Raw genomic sequence first — 15,115 nt, 5'->3', positions numbered from 1 at the left:
AGCCCCACGCGGGGCCTGCCCAGTTTTGTTCCGACGGGAATCGGGTCAGCAGTATGTCGGGCTTGCCAGCTCGACGGCAATGCAGCGCAGCCGCGATACGCGCTGGCGATGGCCAGGCTCCGTGCAGCATCCGGCGGACCGCCACGACCGGCATGACGCGCCGCGCCCCGCAGTGCCGCCGCGCAGGCCAGCCCCATTTGCGCGCGTGGACCGGCTCACAAGGCCGTGGTCGCACGCCAAGACTCGTTGTCGGAGGCCTACATGATCAAAGATGTGGAAGTCGTGCCGTACCGTGACGCGGGGGCGTCCGGGCATGGCACCGCAGCAACCACCGCACGCCCCACGGCCCGCCCGGCCACCGCGCCTGGCACCGTCCCGGCACTGGTGGCCAACAACGGCATCAAGGTATTCGGCGAGCGCCACCTGGTGCCGGTCAGGCAGCGCGTGCGCCACGGCGCCACCCCCGGCCTAGTGACAGCGCTGCAGGCCGAGCCGACCCACGAAGGCCGCAGCGCCGTGATGCAGTCCGCCATCCGCGCCATCGGCTTCGACTGGCTGGGCTACGCCACCGCCGCCCATGTCGGCGGGCAGCTGCAGCCACGCACCTTCTTTGAAAGCTATTCCCCGCCGGGCTGGCGCGAGCGCTATTTCCGCGAGCGCTACTACGAGATCGATCCGCGCACCCCGCAACCCGGCACCTTCTGCCTGCCCACCGTGTGGGATGCCGACGACCTGGCGCAGACGCCGCTGGGCAACGTGCCCCCGCTGCGCCGGCGCCGCTTCCTGGAAGACCTGCGCGACGCCGGCGTGCGCAGCGGCATCTTCCTCAACCTGCCGATGCCGGGCAACAGCGAGTTCGTGCTGATCAGCTTTATGTCAGGCATCGAGAGCCGGCGCTGGATCGGCGACTCCGTGGTGGGCCAGGCCCTGGCAACGGGGCTGGCGCTGCACGAGTTCCTGACCTGCCACGTCGAAATCCCCGCATTTGCCGGCCGCCATCGCGAAGGCCTGTCGGACGTGCAGCGCGATATCCTTGCCTGCCTGGCGCAGGGGCTGTCGGACAAGGAGATCGCGCGGCGCATGGACATGTCGATCTTCAACGTCGACTACCACATGCGCCGGCTGCGCAGCCACTTCGGCGTGCGCAACCGGGTGCAACTGGCCAGCGCGGCAACGCTGCTGCGGCCGCCGGGCGCGCCCTTGTCGGTGGACAGGGAAAAGGATGCCGAAGGCGTGATCGCGGCGTAGTTTACTGTCGTTGGCGTTGGCGTTGGCGTTGGCGTTGGCGTTGGCTCGACCGACTGTGTACGCCCTCTCCCGCTTGCGGGAGAGGGTTGGGATGAGGGCCAGCATGTCGATGAAGTGAAGCCCGTCGATATTGCCGTCGCCCGCCCTCACCCCCGCCCCTCTCCCGCAAGCGGGAGAGGGGAGAAAACCTGCAGCGGGCAGTGTCCCCCACCCAGTCTCACTCCCCCTTCGCCCACCGCATCAGCTCCGCCACACGCTCGAACAACGTCCGATCGATATACCGGTCCAGCGGCACGTTCAGGTACAGGCGCTGCGCCAGGTCCGAATCAAAGGCCGACGGCACCAGGTAGTCCGCCGCGGCCTGGCGGATGCGCGCCGCCACCTGGCCGCTGCCCTTGGCCACCACGCGCGGCAGCGTGCCGGGGCCGTCGTAGCGCAGCGCCACCGCGTACTGGGTGGAATACACCACCGCGGTCGACACCCGCACCCGCTCGCTGACGCCGAAGAACGCGGCCTCGAAGAACGCGGCACGGCGGCGCCCGGCCATGATCGGATCGCCCTGGGTCTCCTTGTACTCGCGGCGGTACTCGTCCACGCTCATGCGCTGGCGCTTCATGAACTGGTGGCGCTCGTGCACGTAGTCCACCACGGCCATCACCAGGTAGATCACCGCGGCCCAGCAGCACATGCGCAGGATGATGTAGGCGACCAGCAGCAGGATTTCCGCCGGGCGCGCGTAGCCGGTGCGCACGCCGTCCTCGATCGCGCCCAGCGCCAGCACGTAGACCAGCCCCGCCAGAAGCAGGATCTTGACCAGGATCTTGGCCAGGTTCACCAGGTTGCGCACGGCGAACATGCGCTTCAGGCCCTCGGCCGGGTTCAGCCGCGCCAGGTCTGGCTTGATCTGCTCGAACGCCACCAGCGGCCCCACCTGGAGGAACGCGCCGACGATGCCGCACACCAGCGCCAGGCCGACGATCGGCAGCACGCCCATCAGCAGGAAGCGCGCCGCGGCCTCGCCCAGCACCAGCATCTGCTGGTCGGCCAGGTGCTGCGGCACGCTGCCCATGGCGCTGTGCCACAGGGCCTGGAACAGCCGCACGAAATAGCGGCCCAGCAGCCACAGCCCCGCCAGCACGCCGAGAAACACCACCGCCGAGGTGACGTCGCTGCTGCGCGGCACTTCGCCGCGCTTGCGCGCCTCGTCCAGCTTGCGGCGGGTCGCCTCGAGGTTCTTTTCGCTGTCGCTCATCTGGGGTCGATCTGCCGCGTCGCTGCTAGGATGGCGCGCCCCGGCGCAGCATCTCGATCAGGATATTGTCCGGGCGCAGGAAGCCCTGCAGCGTATCGACCATCACCGCCAGCATCAGCACCAGCATCAGGAAGGCCACCGAGATCTTGACCGGCTGCGCGAACTGGAACACGTCGAACTGCGGCACGAAGCGCGCGATCAGCGCAAAGCCCAGCTCGACGATCACCAGCAGCAGCAGGATTGGCGCGGCCAGCTTGACCACCCACGAAAACAGCGTGCCGGCGTAGAGGTTGGCAAAGCCCATCGACGCCAGCGACATCTCCGGCCCGAACGACATCACCGGCCAGAACGCGAACGACTCCACGATCACGCCGGTCATGGCGATAAAGCCGCCGAACGCCGCAAACAGCGCGATGCCGAAGTGCGACAGCAGGTTCTCCATGGGTCCGTCCTCCTGCTGCGTCACCGGGTCGAAGAAAGTGGCATTGCCCGAGCCGGTCTGGAAGTCGATCAGCTCGCCGATCATCTGCAGCGCGACGAAGAACAGCCCGAACGCCATCCCCAGCAGCAGCCCGATAAAGGCCTCCTTGAAGATCAGCACCAGCCACAGGCCGCCGGCGACCGCGTCCAGGTCGATGCGCGCGCCCGGCGACACGAACAGCGCGATCGCCAGCACGATGCCGTTGCGCGCCACCCCGGGAATGGCCTGCTGCGACAGGAACGGCAGCACCGTAAACGCCGTCAGCAGGCGCGGCATCACCATCACGATCGGCATGATGACCTCGCGTCCCCACTGGAACAGCAAGGCGGGATCGAGCAGTTCGCCCTGCATCTCAGGCCTGCCGCGCGTCGTGCCGGCCAGCGTGCCAGCTGCGCGCCGCGGCTTCGTCGATGGCCTCGTCCTCGCGCCGCCCGGCGCCGGCGCGCAGCGCGCGGCGCTCGCGCAGCGCCAGTTCGCGCGCGCCGTCCAGCCGCGCCTGCGCGCGCAGCAGCGCGTGGCGGGCCGCGTCGAAGGCGGCACGCCGCTGCGCCACGTCGTCTAGCACCGCGGCCAGGTTGGCATTGGCCCGGGCGATGCGGGCATCGAAGGCGCTTTGCCAGCCCTGCGCATCGAGCAGCCCCGACACCGACACCCCACCCTGCGACGCGCCCTGCCGCAGGCGTTCGATGAACGCCGCGCGCTCGGCCAGCGCGGCCTGCACCGCCTGCTGCGCGGCCTCGGCCTGCTGCAGCCCTGCCAGCACCTGCGCGCGGTGCTGCTGCAGCGCGCGCAGCGCGTCTTCCTGGCGGCGCTGGCGCACCGCCTCGAGCTGGCCCAGGCGCGGGTCGGCGCCGCCGCCCGTCATCGCGCGGCTCCGGCAAGCGGCGCGGGCTCGCGCACGCGCAGCGCCTGCGCCAGCTTGTCGACGGCGCCCGCAAAGGTATCGAGCCGCGCCGCCGGCTGCGCCAGGTAGGCGCGGATATCCGGCATCGCCGCCACGGCGGCGTCGGCGACGGGATCGGCGCCGGGCCGGTATTCGCCGATCTGCAGCAGCAGCTCCAGCTCCTGGTACCGGGCCAGCAGCTGGCGCAGCCGCGCCGCGTCGCGCGCGTGCGCGCCGGCCACCACCTGCGGCATCACCCGGCTGACCGACTGCAGCACGTCCACCGGCGGATACTGGCCGGCGCTGGCCAGCTTGCGCGACAGCACGATATGGCCATCGAGGATGGAGCGCACCTCTTCGGCGATGGGGTCGCTGTCGTCCTCGCCTTCGGTCAGCACCGTATACGCCGCGGTGATCGAGCCCTGCACGCCGGTGCCGGCTCGCTCCAGCAGCTGCGGCAGCATCGAGAACACCGACGGCGGATAGCTGCGCCGGGTCGGCGGCTCGCCGCTGGCCAGGCCGATCTCGCGCTGCGCGCGCGCCAGCCGCGTCAGCGAATCGACCAGCAGCAGCACGCGCTTGCCCTGGTCGCGGAAATGCTCGGCAATCGCGGTGGCGGTATAGGCGCAGCGCACGCGCTCCATCGGCGAGCGGTCCGAGGTCGACACCACCAGCACCGTGCGCGCCATGCCTTCGGGTCCCAGGTTGTACTCGATAAACTCGCGCACCTCGCGGCCGCGCTCGCCCACCAGCGCGACCACATTGACATCGCTGGACGCGCCTCGCGCCAGCATCCCGAGCAAGGTGCTCTTGCCCACGCCGGGCGGCGCGAAGATGCCTACGCGCTGGCCCTCGCCCAGCGTCAGCAGGCCATCGATGGCACGCACACCGGTGGCCAGCGGCTCGCGGATCAGCCGGCGCGTGAGCGGGTCGGGTGGCTCGTTGTCCACCGGCACGCGCGCCACGCCATCGAGCGCGCCCTTGCCGTCGATGGGCTCGCCCAGCGCGTCGAGCACGCGCCCCAGCAACGCGGCGCCGGCCGGGCACTGGTGGCCATGGGCTGAGGGGATTACCTCGGTCAGCGCCGACACGCCGGTGGTGCGCCCCAGCGGCGTGAGCAGCGCAGTCTGCTGCACGAAGCCGACCACCTCGGCCAGCAGCGGCGGCTCGCCGGGCGTGACCAGCTGGCACAGCTCGCCCACATGGGCCTGGATGCCGGTGGCGTTGATCAGCATTCCCACCGCCTTGCTGACGCGCCCGCGCATCGCCACCGGCGTGAAATGCTCGAACGCGCGTTCCAGGTCAGCGGCGGCATGCTGCAGCGCGGCTTCGATATCGGTGGCGGGGAGTTCGGTGGACATGGGTATCGAGGTAGGGATCAGCCCGCCCGCAGCCGGCGCGCAAAGGCTTCGAGCTGGGCCTGCAGGCCCACTTCCATGGTGCCCGAGGGGGTCTGGATGCGGCATGCATCGGGTTCCAGCCCCGGTTCGACCACCACGTTGGCGCGGCGCGGCCACTCCTGGGTCTCGGCCAGACGGTCGAGCAGGCTGCGCACCGCCTGCTCGCGGCCCAGCGGGATCTGGATGGTGATGAAGGGCTCGGCCCGCACCAGCGCCTCGACGCGCTGCAGCGCCACCTCCAGGATGATGTCGGGGTCGAGCTCGCCGGCAATCTGCTGCACCGCCTTCATCACGATCTCGGCCATGGTGCGGCGCATTGCGCCCAGCTGGCGCTCGGCCTCGGCGGCGGTGCTGACCTGCGCCGCGGCGTGGTCGGCGTGCGCGCGCGCCCAGCCTTCGCGGTAGCCGTGCTGGCGGCGCTCCTCGGCCTCGCGCTGCGCTTCGCTGCGGATGTGCATGGCCTCGCTGCGCGCCGACTCGATCACCGCGGCGGCGTCGAGCAAGGCGGCATACTCGGCCTCCTTGAGCACCTTGCGCTCGGACAGCAGCTGAAGGTTTTCGCTGGTGATCAGAAAAGCCAGTGCCATGCCGGGAACCGTTCAGGGATCAGGTTGAGCCGCAACAGTTCGCGCAGCTGCGCGGACTGCGCCGGGGTCAGCGGTGCCGGCGACAACGCCGCCAGCCGCCGCGGAAACTTGCGCCGCAGCGCCTGCAGCAGCGGCCCCTCGTGCGCCGCGTGCGCCTCGTGTGGCGCCTCGGCGGCCAGGAGCCCGCACAGCAGCCGATAGCCGCGCTCGGCCATCAGCCGGCCGGCGCCGGCAGGATGCGCGCGCAGCGGCGCCAGGTTCATCGGCAGCGCCGGCAGCGCCGGCACGCGCTTCAGGATAAAGGCCACCGCGTGGCGGTCGAGCCGGCGCGCGGCACGGCGCATCGCGCGCGGCGCGCTGCCGAGCAGCGGCGCCGACAAGGCACCGGGCAGCGGCGCGATGCTGTCGGCCAGTTGCGCCGGCAGCATGCGGCGCTCGCTGGCAAAGCCCGCCTGGTGCACCGCCAGGCCGAGCCACCAGGCCAGCAGGCGCAGGTCGCTGCGCGGCATCAGCACCAGCCGCGCCAGCGAGGGCGGCGCCTCGAGCAGGCGGTGGATCACGGCGTCACGGGCGGCGTCCGCGCCGGCCAGGCCCAGCGGCTGCGCCAGCACGTCGGCGGCGGCGGGCCCGAAGCGGTCCGCGCGGCGCCACGCCAGCGGCCAGTCGGCCGGCAGCCAGCTGGGATGCAGATGCGCCAGCGGCCGCTGCGCCAGGTCCGCCACCGCGCGCGCCAGCGCCGGGTCCGGCAATGCCGGCGGCGCCGGCGCGAGTGCGGCGGCCAGCGCGCCGGGCAGGTAGGCGCCAGGCACGGCCCCGGGGGCGGCAACGGTGGCTGGCGTCAATTCGCGCTCTGCGGCGCGCCGCGCCGCTGCGGCCAGCGCAGCACGCCGCGCTGCCATGCCACCACGGCCGCCACCGCCAGTGCAATCGCCACCGCCGCGCCGACCGCGAGCACGGCGAAGCGTCCGACGGCAAAGCCTGCCGCCGGCCCGGGTGCGCCTGCCTGCGGCGCGAACGGGCGCGCCTCGACCAGCGACAGCGACACGTTGTCGTGGGTCACGCCTTCGATGCTGTGCGCCACCATGTCCTTGACGGTCGGCACCAGCAGGCGCAGGTCGGTATCGGCGCGGTGCTTGATAAACACCGCCGCCGACGACGGCCGGATCTTGTCCGAGAGCGGATCGGTGGCGGGGATCACCACATGCACGCGCGCGGTGACCACGCCGTCGATATTGCGCAGCGTCTCCGACAGCTCCTGCGACAGCGCGAAGATGTAGCGCATGCGCTCTTCGGTGGGGGTCGCCACCAGCCCCTGCTTCTGGAACACCTGCCCCAGCGAGGCAAAGCGTTCGCCCGGCAGGCCTTCGCTGCGCAGGATCTCCAGCGCGGCAGGCAGTTGCGATTCCTCGACGCGCACGCGCCACTGGCCCTCGCCCGTGCCGCCGCTGGTGTCGGCGCGCGCCTTTTCCGCGTCGATGCCCTCGGCGGTCAGCGCGGCCAGCACCTGGTTGGCCTCGGGTTCGTTCAGCGACGCGTACAGGTCGACCTTGCATGCGGCCAGCGCCAACGCCATCAGCGCCGGCGCCAGGCGGGCCGCGCGCGCAAGGCGCCGGCACAGCGGTGGCGTGGACATCATTGCTGGTTCTTCAGCAGGCTGTTGAACAGGTTGGTGCCGGCGCTGCCGATGCTGGAGGTCACGTGGATCGACGAGAACAGTTCCAGCGACTGCGTCTGCAGCAGCATGGCCTGGTACACCACCTCGCTGGTGCTGCCCTCGTAGATCGACGCAAACATGCCGTCGCGCAGTTCCTGCAGGCGTGCGGCCTGGCGCGCCGATTCCTCGCCGGCCGAGACATAGCTGGCGCGGATGGCGTTGCCGAGCGTGGTCGAAGTCGGGTCTGCCGCCTGGGTCACGTGCGCGGTGCGCGAGCCGTCGGCGGCGCGGCCCTGCTGGACCATCTGCGCGAATTGCCGGGCATCGGCCGGGTCGGGCTGCGCGGCGGGGGCCGCGGCCGGCGACTGGTGCGCGGCGACGGTGGCGCTGTCGGGCGCGGCGCCGGCGGCGGGGGCGGCGGCAATGGCTGCGGTAGGGTCCATCATGGCTCTCCTTGCAAAGCGTTGGGGCGCCCCGGCATGCCGGGGCGCACGGCAGGCCTGCCGTCAGTTGGTGCGCGAGGTCTGCTTGACGTCCTGCATCGCGCCCTGGACCAGGTTGGCCTTCTGCGTGTTGTGGGCCATCTCGCTGCTGACCACCGCGTTCTGGCGCGTCAGCGTGTCCTGCAGGCCCAGGATGTTCACCGAGAACTCCTGCGCTTTCTGCTGGATTTCCTGCATCTTGGCATTGAGGTCGACTTCAGCCATGACAATCTCCTTCAGGTAGGTTGGCGTCATACACCTGCCCTCCGGGGGCAAGCGGCATCTGCGCCCGCGGGCGCAAATCCTGTGGCACGGCGCGCGGTTGTGCCGTCATCGCCGTGCCTGCGGCGGCACCGGGCTGTCCTTCAGCACCACGCCGTCCGCGTCGATCCGTTCGATCTCGGCGCCGTTCTTCAGCACCGCCCCTTCGAAATAGCGCGCGCCGTTGGCCAGCTGCACCGAGCGCGTGCCGTTGCCGTCCTCGGTAATGCTGACCACGCGCGCGGGAAACACGCCCTGCCAGTTCTCCATGTGGCCGTCGCGCACCTGCCTGCGCCGGCTCTCGGCGGTTTCGCGGTAATCGATCTTGTCGGACACCAGCACGCCCGGGTGCAGGTCCTCGATCACGCGCCGCACCTTGTCGCGCCCGTGCACCGGGTCGGCGGTGCCGCTCAGCAGCACCCGGCCCTGGCCCTGGTAGGCGATGCCCACGCCGGGCTCGTCGAGATAGCGCTGGATATGCTCGATCAGGTCGTCGGCCGAGCGCACCTGCTGCTGCACGCCGCGGCCGAACGGCGCCAGCGCCTGCACGATCCGCTGCCGGTCCACGCGCGAATTGACGAAGCCCTTGACCGTGACCGTGCCGTTGGGCAGCGACACCACCTCCAGCTCCGGATAAGCGGCCACGGTCTTGCGCACCGCCGCGGGGTCCGCCTGCTGCGTGCGCGGCGCCAGCCCGCCGTTGGCATAGGTGGCGGCGAGCCAGCCGGCGCCGACCAGCCCCACCACGCCGGCCACGCCCAGTGTCGCCAGCAGCGCGCGCCCGGGCCGGCGCCCGCCTTGCTGCTGCGCGTCGGCATCGCGCGCGGCGCGCCGCCCGGATTCGGCCCAGGCAAAGAGCGTGTCGGTGGCCTCCGACATGCCCGGCTGCGCGCGCAGCAGTTCCACGTCGAGCGCGCCGATGGTGAGGATGTCGCCGCCCGCCAGCGCGAACGCGCGCTGCGTGGTGGCGCGACCGTTGACGGTGACCGCGGCCTCGCCGACGCGCTCGGCCGACACCGCCAGCTCGCCCACGTTCAGCACCAGGTGGCGCGGCTGCACCTCGGCGCCGGGCACGCTGATGTCCACGTCCGCCGCGGTGCCGAGTACATTGGCGCCGCGCCGCAGCGTGACCTGGCGGCCGTAGACATCGCCGCCGAGAAAGCGCAGCGTCCAGCCCGAAGCTTGAGAATCGCGCAGGTCGGCCATCAGCTCATCCCCGGGATCACCAGGCGCGGCGTCAGCAGGTAGAAGCGCTCCATGTTGTTCTGGCGCTTCTCCTGGTACTTGAACAGGTTGCCGATGATCGGCACGTCCTGCAGCAGCGGCACGCCGGACGAGGCGTTTACCTTTTCTTCGGTGGTGTAGCCGGCGATCAGCAGGCTCTTGCCCTCTTCCACCATCGCCTGCGTGGTGATGGAGCGGCGCCGCACCACCGGAATGCGGTCGACGGTCTCGCCCGAGAGGTTGCCGTCGGCGATGTCGATGGTCAGCATCACCGCGCGGCTCTGCTGCTCGTCGACCACCAGCGGAGTCACGCGCACCGCTGTGCCGGCGGTGACGTTGAACAGGCCCGCATCCTGGAAACCGTCGACGCGCACATAGAATTCCTGCAGGTTCTCCAGCGCGGCCTCGGTGTTGTCGAGCGTCAGCACCTTGGGCCGCGCGACGAAGTTGGCCTGCCCGCGCTCGGCCAGCGCCTTGACGCGCGTGAGCAGGTAGCGGGTCACGTCGCTGCCGATGGCGCCGGTGAACTGCAGGCCGCTGCCGATGGTCGCGGCGGTGGTGCCGGCCTCGTTGGCGAGATTGCCGAAGCTCAGGCCGGCGTTGCCGTTGCCGCCGCCGAGCTGCAGGTCGATATGGCGCGTATGCAGGCGCCAGTCGACGCCCAGGCTGTCCAGGTCGGCCTGGCTGATGTCCATGATGGTGACCTCGATCTCCACCAGCCGCGGCTTGACGTCGAGCGATTCGATCAGGCGCCGGTACTGCGCCATCTTGTCCGGGGTGTCGCGCACGATCACCGCGTTGAGGCGGGTATCGGCCTGGAACTGCGGCAACTGGCCGCTGCCCCAGTTGTTCTGCATGCCCAGACCCAGGCCGACGCCACCGCCGCCCATGGCATCGAGCATCTGCGACGGGTCGGCGCTGGGGATGCCCATGCCGCCCCCGCCGCCCTCGCCCATGCGCAGCTGGGCCTGGCGCGTGGCGCCGCGGCTGGTGCCCAGGCTGGGGCCGGTGCCGGTGGCCAGGGTGCGGTTGCGGCCGTACAGGTTGCGCAGCACCGTGACCACGCCGGGGACGGTCATCTCCTTGCCGGCGCGGTTGATGCGGAAATCCGAGGCCCACGAGTACTTGAGCGGGAACAGCTGGATCTCGGCGCGCTCGTCGGCGATGGAGCGGTCGTCCACCGCGCGCACCGCGGCGCGCACGGTCTCGACATAGCGCTTGGGCCCCGACACCATCAGGGTGCCTTCCGCGTCGTTGATGGTGATGGGATAGCGCGAATCGGGCACCTGCATGCGCTCGAGCGAATCGCGCAGGCGCGCGCCCGAACCGCGCGCGATCGGCAGCACCTCGCTGCGCGCCTCGCTGGCGACGTCGATATACAGCAGCGAACCGTCGTAGTAGTAGGTCAGGCCGAACATCGAGCACACGCTCTTGAGCACGTGCTGCGCGGATTCATTGAACTTGCCGCTGATGGTCCCTTCCACCTTGGGATCGATCACCGCGGTGGTGCCCTGCGAGGCGGTCAGCTCGCGCAGGAAGTCGGCCAGCCGCTTGTCGCTGGCCGAGGCCTGGAACGGCTTGTTGGGCCAGCGCAGGTCCGCCGCACGCGCAGCCTGGGTGGCGCACAGCAGCGCGCCCGCCAGGCACAGCAGCGCCGCCGCGGTGCGCCATGGCCGCCGTGGCGGGCATGGGCGCCATGCCGGCGGGCGCGTGGCGCGGCCAGTCGATCCGTGTTCCCCGTGGTGCCCCAGCATCATGTCAGTTTGCTTGTCCGTTGGTCCTGCGTGATTGCCTGCGCATCGATTTCTCCTTACAGGAAGGTCAGCATGGTCTGCAGCGCGCGTTGCGCGAAGCGCATCACCTCGCCGCCCAGCCAGCCGCCCAGCAGTACCAGCGACACCAGCACCGCGATCAGCCGCGCCGAGGTGCCGATGCTCTGGTCCTGGATCTGCGTCACTGCCTGCAGCACCGCCACCACCAGCGCCACCAGCGTGCCGATCAGCACCACCGGCAGCGTGACCCACAGCACCACCAGCAGCGCCTGGCGCGTGATGTCGAGGATGGTGTCGGCGCCCATCTCACTCTCCGGCCGGGTTCTGGATCCAGCCCACCGGCACCAGCGTCACGTCTTCATCGACTTCCTGGTACGACAGCACCGGGATGCGCGGCGCGACCGGCTCGATCAAGCGCTTGATATAGCGGCGCACATCGACGCTGACCACCACCACCACGCGGGCGGCGCCCGATCCACCAACCGCGCCCGCCGCGCCTGCCTTCTCCGCGGCCTTCTCCAGCAGCACGCGCAGCTGCTCGCGGATATCGCGCGTGACGTCATGGCTGAGCAGCAGCAGGTTGCCGCGCGCTGCCTTCTCGATCGCGCCCTGCACGCGGGCTTCCAGCGCGGGCTCGAACAGCACCGCGTCCAGCGAGCGGTTGGCGCCGACATGGCGGCTGGTGATCAGGCGGCCCAGGTCCACGCGCACCAGCTCGGTCAGCGCGATCGCATCGGTTTCCTTGGGTGCCCAGGTCACCAGGCTTTCGAAGATGGTGCGCAGGTTGCGGATCGGCACGCCCTCCTGCAGCAGCCGTCGCAGCACGTCGGTGATGCGCTGCAGCGGCACCACGCGCGCCAGCTCCATCACCAGGTCCGGCGCCTCGGCCTGGATCACATGGATCATCGACTGCACGTCCTGGATGCCCAGCAGCGGCGCCGCATGCTGCTTGATCACCGCGCCCACGTGCACCGCCAGCACCTCCTCGCACGACAGCGTGCGCACGCCGTCGGCGGCGCCAGGCTCGGCCGGCACCCACACTACTTCCTGGAACGGGCCGAACGGCGCGCCGGTCTCGGCCACGCCCTGGTCCACGCGCGCCCGGGCACCAGGCTCCAGCAGCCGCTTGCCGGGGCGCAGCACGCCGCCGGAAGCCACCACGTCCTGCACGCGGATGGCATACGCATCGCGCTCGGCCAGCGCGCGGTGCTGGATGCGCAGGCGCGGGAACACCATGCCCAGCTCGGCCTCGACCTCTCCCTTGGCGGTGGTCATGCGTTGCTCGAACAGCCGCAGGTCGATGCGCCCGCGCAGCGCTTCGTCCAGCTCCAGCGCCAGCGCCGGCGCCACCGCGGCCTGGGTCCCGGCCGCCGCCGCGCCTTCGTCCGCATCGGCCATCTCGATCCAGGTGACGGTGCCGGTGCTGCGCTGCGCGCGGCGCAGCAGCAGGTAGCCGCCGCCGGCCACCACCAGCGCCATCAGCCCGAAGGTCCACTTGGGAAAGCCCGGCACCACCGCGAACACCGCGATGGCTAGCCCCGATACCACCAGCGCCTTGGGCTGGGCCAGGATCTGCTTGCCGATGACCTCACCCAGGTTGGGCGAGCGGCTGCGCTCTTCATCGGACGAGACCCGGGTGATCACCACCCCGGCCGCGATCGAGACCAGCAGCGACGGGATCTGCGACACCATGCCGTCGCCGATGGTCAGGATGGCATAGCGCTGCAGCGCCTCGCCGATGCTCATGTCCTTCATCAGCGTGCCGATGGTGATGCCCGCCAGGATATTGACCAGCGCGATCACCACGCCGGCGATGGCGTCGCCCTTGACGAACTTCATCGCGCCGTCCATGGCGCCGTGCAACTGGCATTCCTGCTCCAGCGCGCGGCGGCGCTCCTGCGCCTGGCCGGCGGTGATGGTGCCGGCGCGCACGTCGGCGTCGATGCTCATCTGCTTGCCCGGCATCGCATCCAGCGCAAAGCGCGCGCCCACCTCGGCGACGCGCTCGGAGCCCTTGGCGATGACGATGAACTGCACGATGGCGATGATCAGGAACACCACCCCGCCCACCACCACGTTGTTGCCGACGATCAGCTTGCCGAAGGTATCGATGATGTGGCCCGCGTCGGCATGCAGCAGGATCAGCTTGGTCGAGGCGATGTTCAGCGACAGCCGGAACAGCGTGGTGAACAGCAGCAGCGACGGAAACGTCGACAGCGACAGCGCCGACGGGATATAGGTAGCGACGATCAGCAGGGTCAGGCTCATGCCAAGGTTGATCGTCAGCAGCAGGTCCAGCAGGAAGGTCGGCAGCGGCAGCACGAACAGCGCGATCACGGCGAACAGCAGCAGCGTCAGCGCCAGGTCTGACTGGCGCGCCGCCGCCGCCGCCATCTGCTGCAGCCCCGGCGCGCCCGGGCCGAGGCCGCGCGGGAACGCTGGGAGGTTTGCCGGGAGTTTCGCCATCGTCCTTGCCGGTGGGATCAGTGGGCGCAGTGTATGGCCGCCTCCGCACAGCCACCAGTACCGAGGATTCGTAGCGCGCGCCGCACATCCGGCCCGCGCGGCCGGCGCCCGGCGGTTCTGGGCGCCGGCCTACAAGGCCTCGTAGTGGACGTGGCTGCACCCCGCTGCTTATCGTTGCGTCTCGAGCAACCGAGCCGCCCAATATGTCTTCCGTCCTGCCTCGTCCTGGCCGCGACCCGTCCGCGCAGGCGCCCGCCGCGGCGCCGCGCGGCAGCGCCATGCGCGTGCTGGTGCACGGCGCCGCCGCGGCGGCACGGCTGGCCACGGCGGGCCTCGATGCCACGCCGGCGCTGCCGCATATGGAGCCCGATACCGCGCGGCTGTCCGGCTGGCTGGCCTGCCGCGCGGCCGCCGTGCCGGTGCGGGCCGGCGGCCACGACTGGCAACTGCGTTTTGTCCCCGCCGACCCTGAGATCGCGGCGCGGCCCGGAGCCGGCTATGCCTTCACCTTCGGCAGCGGCCACGGCGTGCTGCGCTGGGATGTGGCCAGCGAACGCCTGCTGCTGGGGGTCCCTGGCGCGGCGGAAGCGCTGCCGGCATTGCTGCGCCACGCGCTGATGGCGGACGCGCTGGCCGAAGCGGTGGCGGCACTGGGCCATGCCGTGCCCGACGCCTTCAGCTGGCAGCCCGATGGCGCCCGTGCGCAGCCATTGGCCGCGGCCCATGCCTTTGGCTTCGAGCTGCGGCGCGACGCACCGCCGGCGCGGCTGCGCGGCACGCTGCAGCTGGACCAGCCCGAACGGCTCGCGGCGTTGCCCGCGGGCGTGCCCGCGCAGGCGCCGGCGTGGATGGAGCGTCTGCCGGTGCCGGTCGCGGTGCGTATCGGCACCACGCGGCTGGCGCTGGGCGAGATGCACGGCATCGAGCCCGGCGACATCGTCGGCATCGACGACTGGCATTCGCAGGGCAGCGCGCTGGTGGTGCGCTGTACCACCGGGCGCCACGGCCCGGACTGGACCGCGCTGGCCGAGGGCCGGCGCCTGGTGGTGCAGGCCGGCGCCAGCAGTACGGATGTTTCAAACGGAGCGCATATGGAAGAGCAAGACCCCGCACGGCAGGCCCAGCCCATTCCCCATCCGGACGCGGCGCAGCCGCCGCTGTCGCGGCTGGACCAGCTGGAGGTGACGCTGCGCTTTGAAGTCGGCGACGTCGCGGTGCCGCTGGCCGAGCTGCGCGCGGTGGCCCCGGGCTATGTGTTCGAGCTGCCGCAGCCGCTCAAGCAGAGCGAGGTGCGCATCGTCGCCAACGGCAACCGCATCGGCACCGGCACCCTGATCGCGGTCGGCAACCGGCTGGGCGTGCGCATCACCACCTTCGCCGGCGGCGACGCATGAATCGCGGCAGG

Annotated in this window: 15 protein-coding genes; 2 read left to right on the top strand and 13 right to left on the bottom strand. The window is 71.1% G+C overall.

The genetic code is table 11. The features are described from left to right. Positions 1-261: 261 nt before the first annotated feature. Positions 262-1,248 carry a helix-turn-helix transcriptional regulator gene (locus GA0116996_RS22235; protein ID WP_092315915.1) on the top strand — a complete coding sequence of 329 codons (987 nt, stop codon included), beginning with the start codon at positions 262-264 and terminating at the stop codon, positions 1,246-1,248. Between the two features lie 217 nt (positions 1,249-1,465). Here the strand turns inward: GA0116996_RS22235 and GA0116996_RS22230 are convergent, their stop codons facing one another. The 13 genes from GA0116996_RS22230 to sctV form a co-directional block, all read right to left on the bottom strand. Continuing rightward, positions 1,466-2,500, bottom strand: coding sequence for an EscU/YscU/HrcU family type III secretion system export apparatus switch protein (locus GA0116996_RS22230; protein ID WP_092315913.1), 1,035 nt, complete (start codon positions 2,498-2,500; stop codon positions 1,466-1,468). Between the two features lie 25 nt (positions 2,501-2,525). Then, positions 2,526-3,332, bottom strand: a complete 807-nt coding sequence (gene sctT, locus GA0116996_RS22225) for a type III secretion system export apparatus subunit SctT (protein WP_092315911.1) — start codon at positions 3,330-3,332, stop codon at positions 2,526-2,528. Between the two features lies 1 nt (position 3,333). After that, positions 3,334-3,846 carry a type III secretion protein HrpD gene (locus GA0116996_RS22220; protein WP_092315909.1) on the bottom strand — a complete coding sequence of 171 codons (513 nt, stop codon included), beginning with the start codon at positions 3,844-3,846 and terminating at the stop codon, positions 3,334-3,336. Further along, complete coding sequence (locus GA0116996_RS22215; protein ID WP_092315907.1) at positions 3,843-5,225, bottom strand: FliI/YscN family ATPase; 1,383 nt, start codon at positions 5,223-5,225, stop codon at positions 3,843-3,845. Before GA0116996_RS22215 ends, GA0116996_RS22220 begins: the two co-directional genes overlap by 4 nt. Positions 5,226-5,242: 17 nt before the next feature. Then, complete coding sequence (locus tag GA0116996_RS22210) at positions 5,243-5,851, bottom strand: FliH/SctL family protein (protein WP_092315905.1); 609 nt, start codon at positions 5,849-5,851, stop codon at positions 5,243-5,245. Beyond that, positions 5,833-6,693 carry a type III secretion system protein SctK gene (locus tag GA0116996_RS22205; RefSeq protein WP_244159953.1) on the bottom strand — a complete coding sequence of 287 codons (861 nt, stop codon included), beginning with the start codon at positions 6,691-6,693 and terminating at the stop codon, positions 5,833-5,835. Before GA0116996_RS22205 ends, GA0116996_RS22210 begins: the two co-directional genes overlap by 19 nt. Beyond that, entirely contained in the window at positions 6,690-7,487 is a 798-nt protein-coding gene (sctJ, locus tag GA0116996_RS22200; RefSeq protein ID WP_092315901.1) for a type III secretion system inner membrane ring lipoprotein SctJ, read from the bottom strand. The genes GA0116996_RS22205 and sctJ overlap by 4 nt, the downstream gene beginning before the upstream one ends. Next, entirely contained in the window at positions 7,484-7,948 is a 465-nt protein-coding gene (locus tag GA0116996_RS22195) for a hypothetical protein (protein WP_244159951.1), read from the bottom strand. The genes sctJ and GA0116996_RS22195 overlap by 4 nt, the downstream gene beginning before the upstream one ends. A 63-nt stretch (positions 7,949-8,011) precedes the next feature. Further along, positions 8,012-8,212, bottom strand: coding sequence for a hypothetical protein (locus GA0116996_RS22190; protein ID WP_018007336.1), 201 nt, complete (start codon positions 8,210-8,212; stop codon positions 8,012-8,014). 105 nt (positions 8,213-8,317) lie between these two features. Next, entirely contained in the window at positions 8,318-9,454 is a 1,137-nt protein-coding gene (locus GA0116996_RS22185; RefSeq protein ID WP_092315897.1) for an FHA domain-containing protein, read from the bottom strand. Continuing rightward, positions 9,454-11,229, bottom strand: a complete 1,776-nt coding sequence (gene sctC / locus GA0116996_RS22180; protein ID WP_092315895.1) for a type III secretion system outer membrane ring subunit SctC — start codon at positions 11,227-11,229, stop codon at positions 9,454-9,456. The genes GA0116996_RS22185 and sctC overlap by 1 nt, the downstream gene beginning before the upstream one ends. 53 nt (positions 11,230-11,282) lie before the next feature. Then, positions 11,283-11,549, bottom strand: coding sequence for an EscS/YscS/HrcS family type III secretion system export apparatus protein (locus tag GA0116996_RS22175; protein WP_018007333.1), 267 nt, complete (start codon positions 11,547-11,549; stop codon positions 11,283-11,285). Between the two features lies 1 nt (position 11,550). Continuing rightward, on the bottom strand, positions 11,551-13,710 hold the full coding sequence (gene sctV / locus GA0116996_RS22170; protein ID WP_092315893.1) for a type III secretion system export apparatus subunit SctV: 2,160 nt from the start codon (positions 13,708-13,710) through the stop codon (positions 11,551-11,553). A gap of 203 nt (positions 13,711-13,913) precedes the next feature. Here sctV and sctQ point away from each other — a divergent pair, with 203 nt between their 5' ends. Continuing rightward, the gene (sctQ, locus tag GA0116996_RS22165; protein WP_092315891.1) at positions 13,914-15,104 is read left to right on the top strand and encodes a type III secretion system cytoplasmic ring protein SctQ; all 1,191 of its coding nucleotides are present in this window, start codon (positions 13,914-13,916) and stop codon (positions 15,102-15,104) included. Positions 15,105-15,115: the final 11 nt, after the last annotated feature.

This window comes from Cupriavidus alkaliphilus, from assembly GCF_900094595.1.
In the GTDB taxonomy this organism is placed as follows: Bacteria; Pseudomonadota; Gammaproteobacteria; order Burkholderiales; family Burkholderiaceae; genus Cupriavidus; species Cupriavidus alkaliphilus.
The sequence above is the reverse complement of the archived record's forward strand: the minus strand, read 5'-3'. Positions and strand labels throughout refer to the sequence as shown.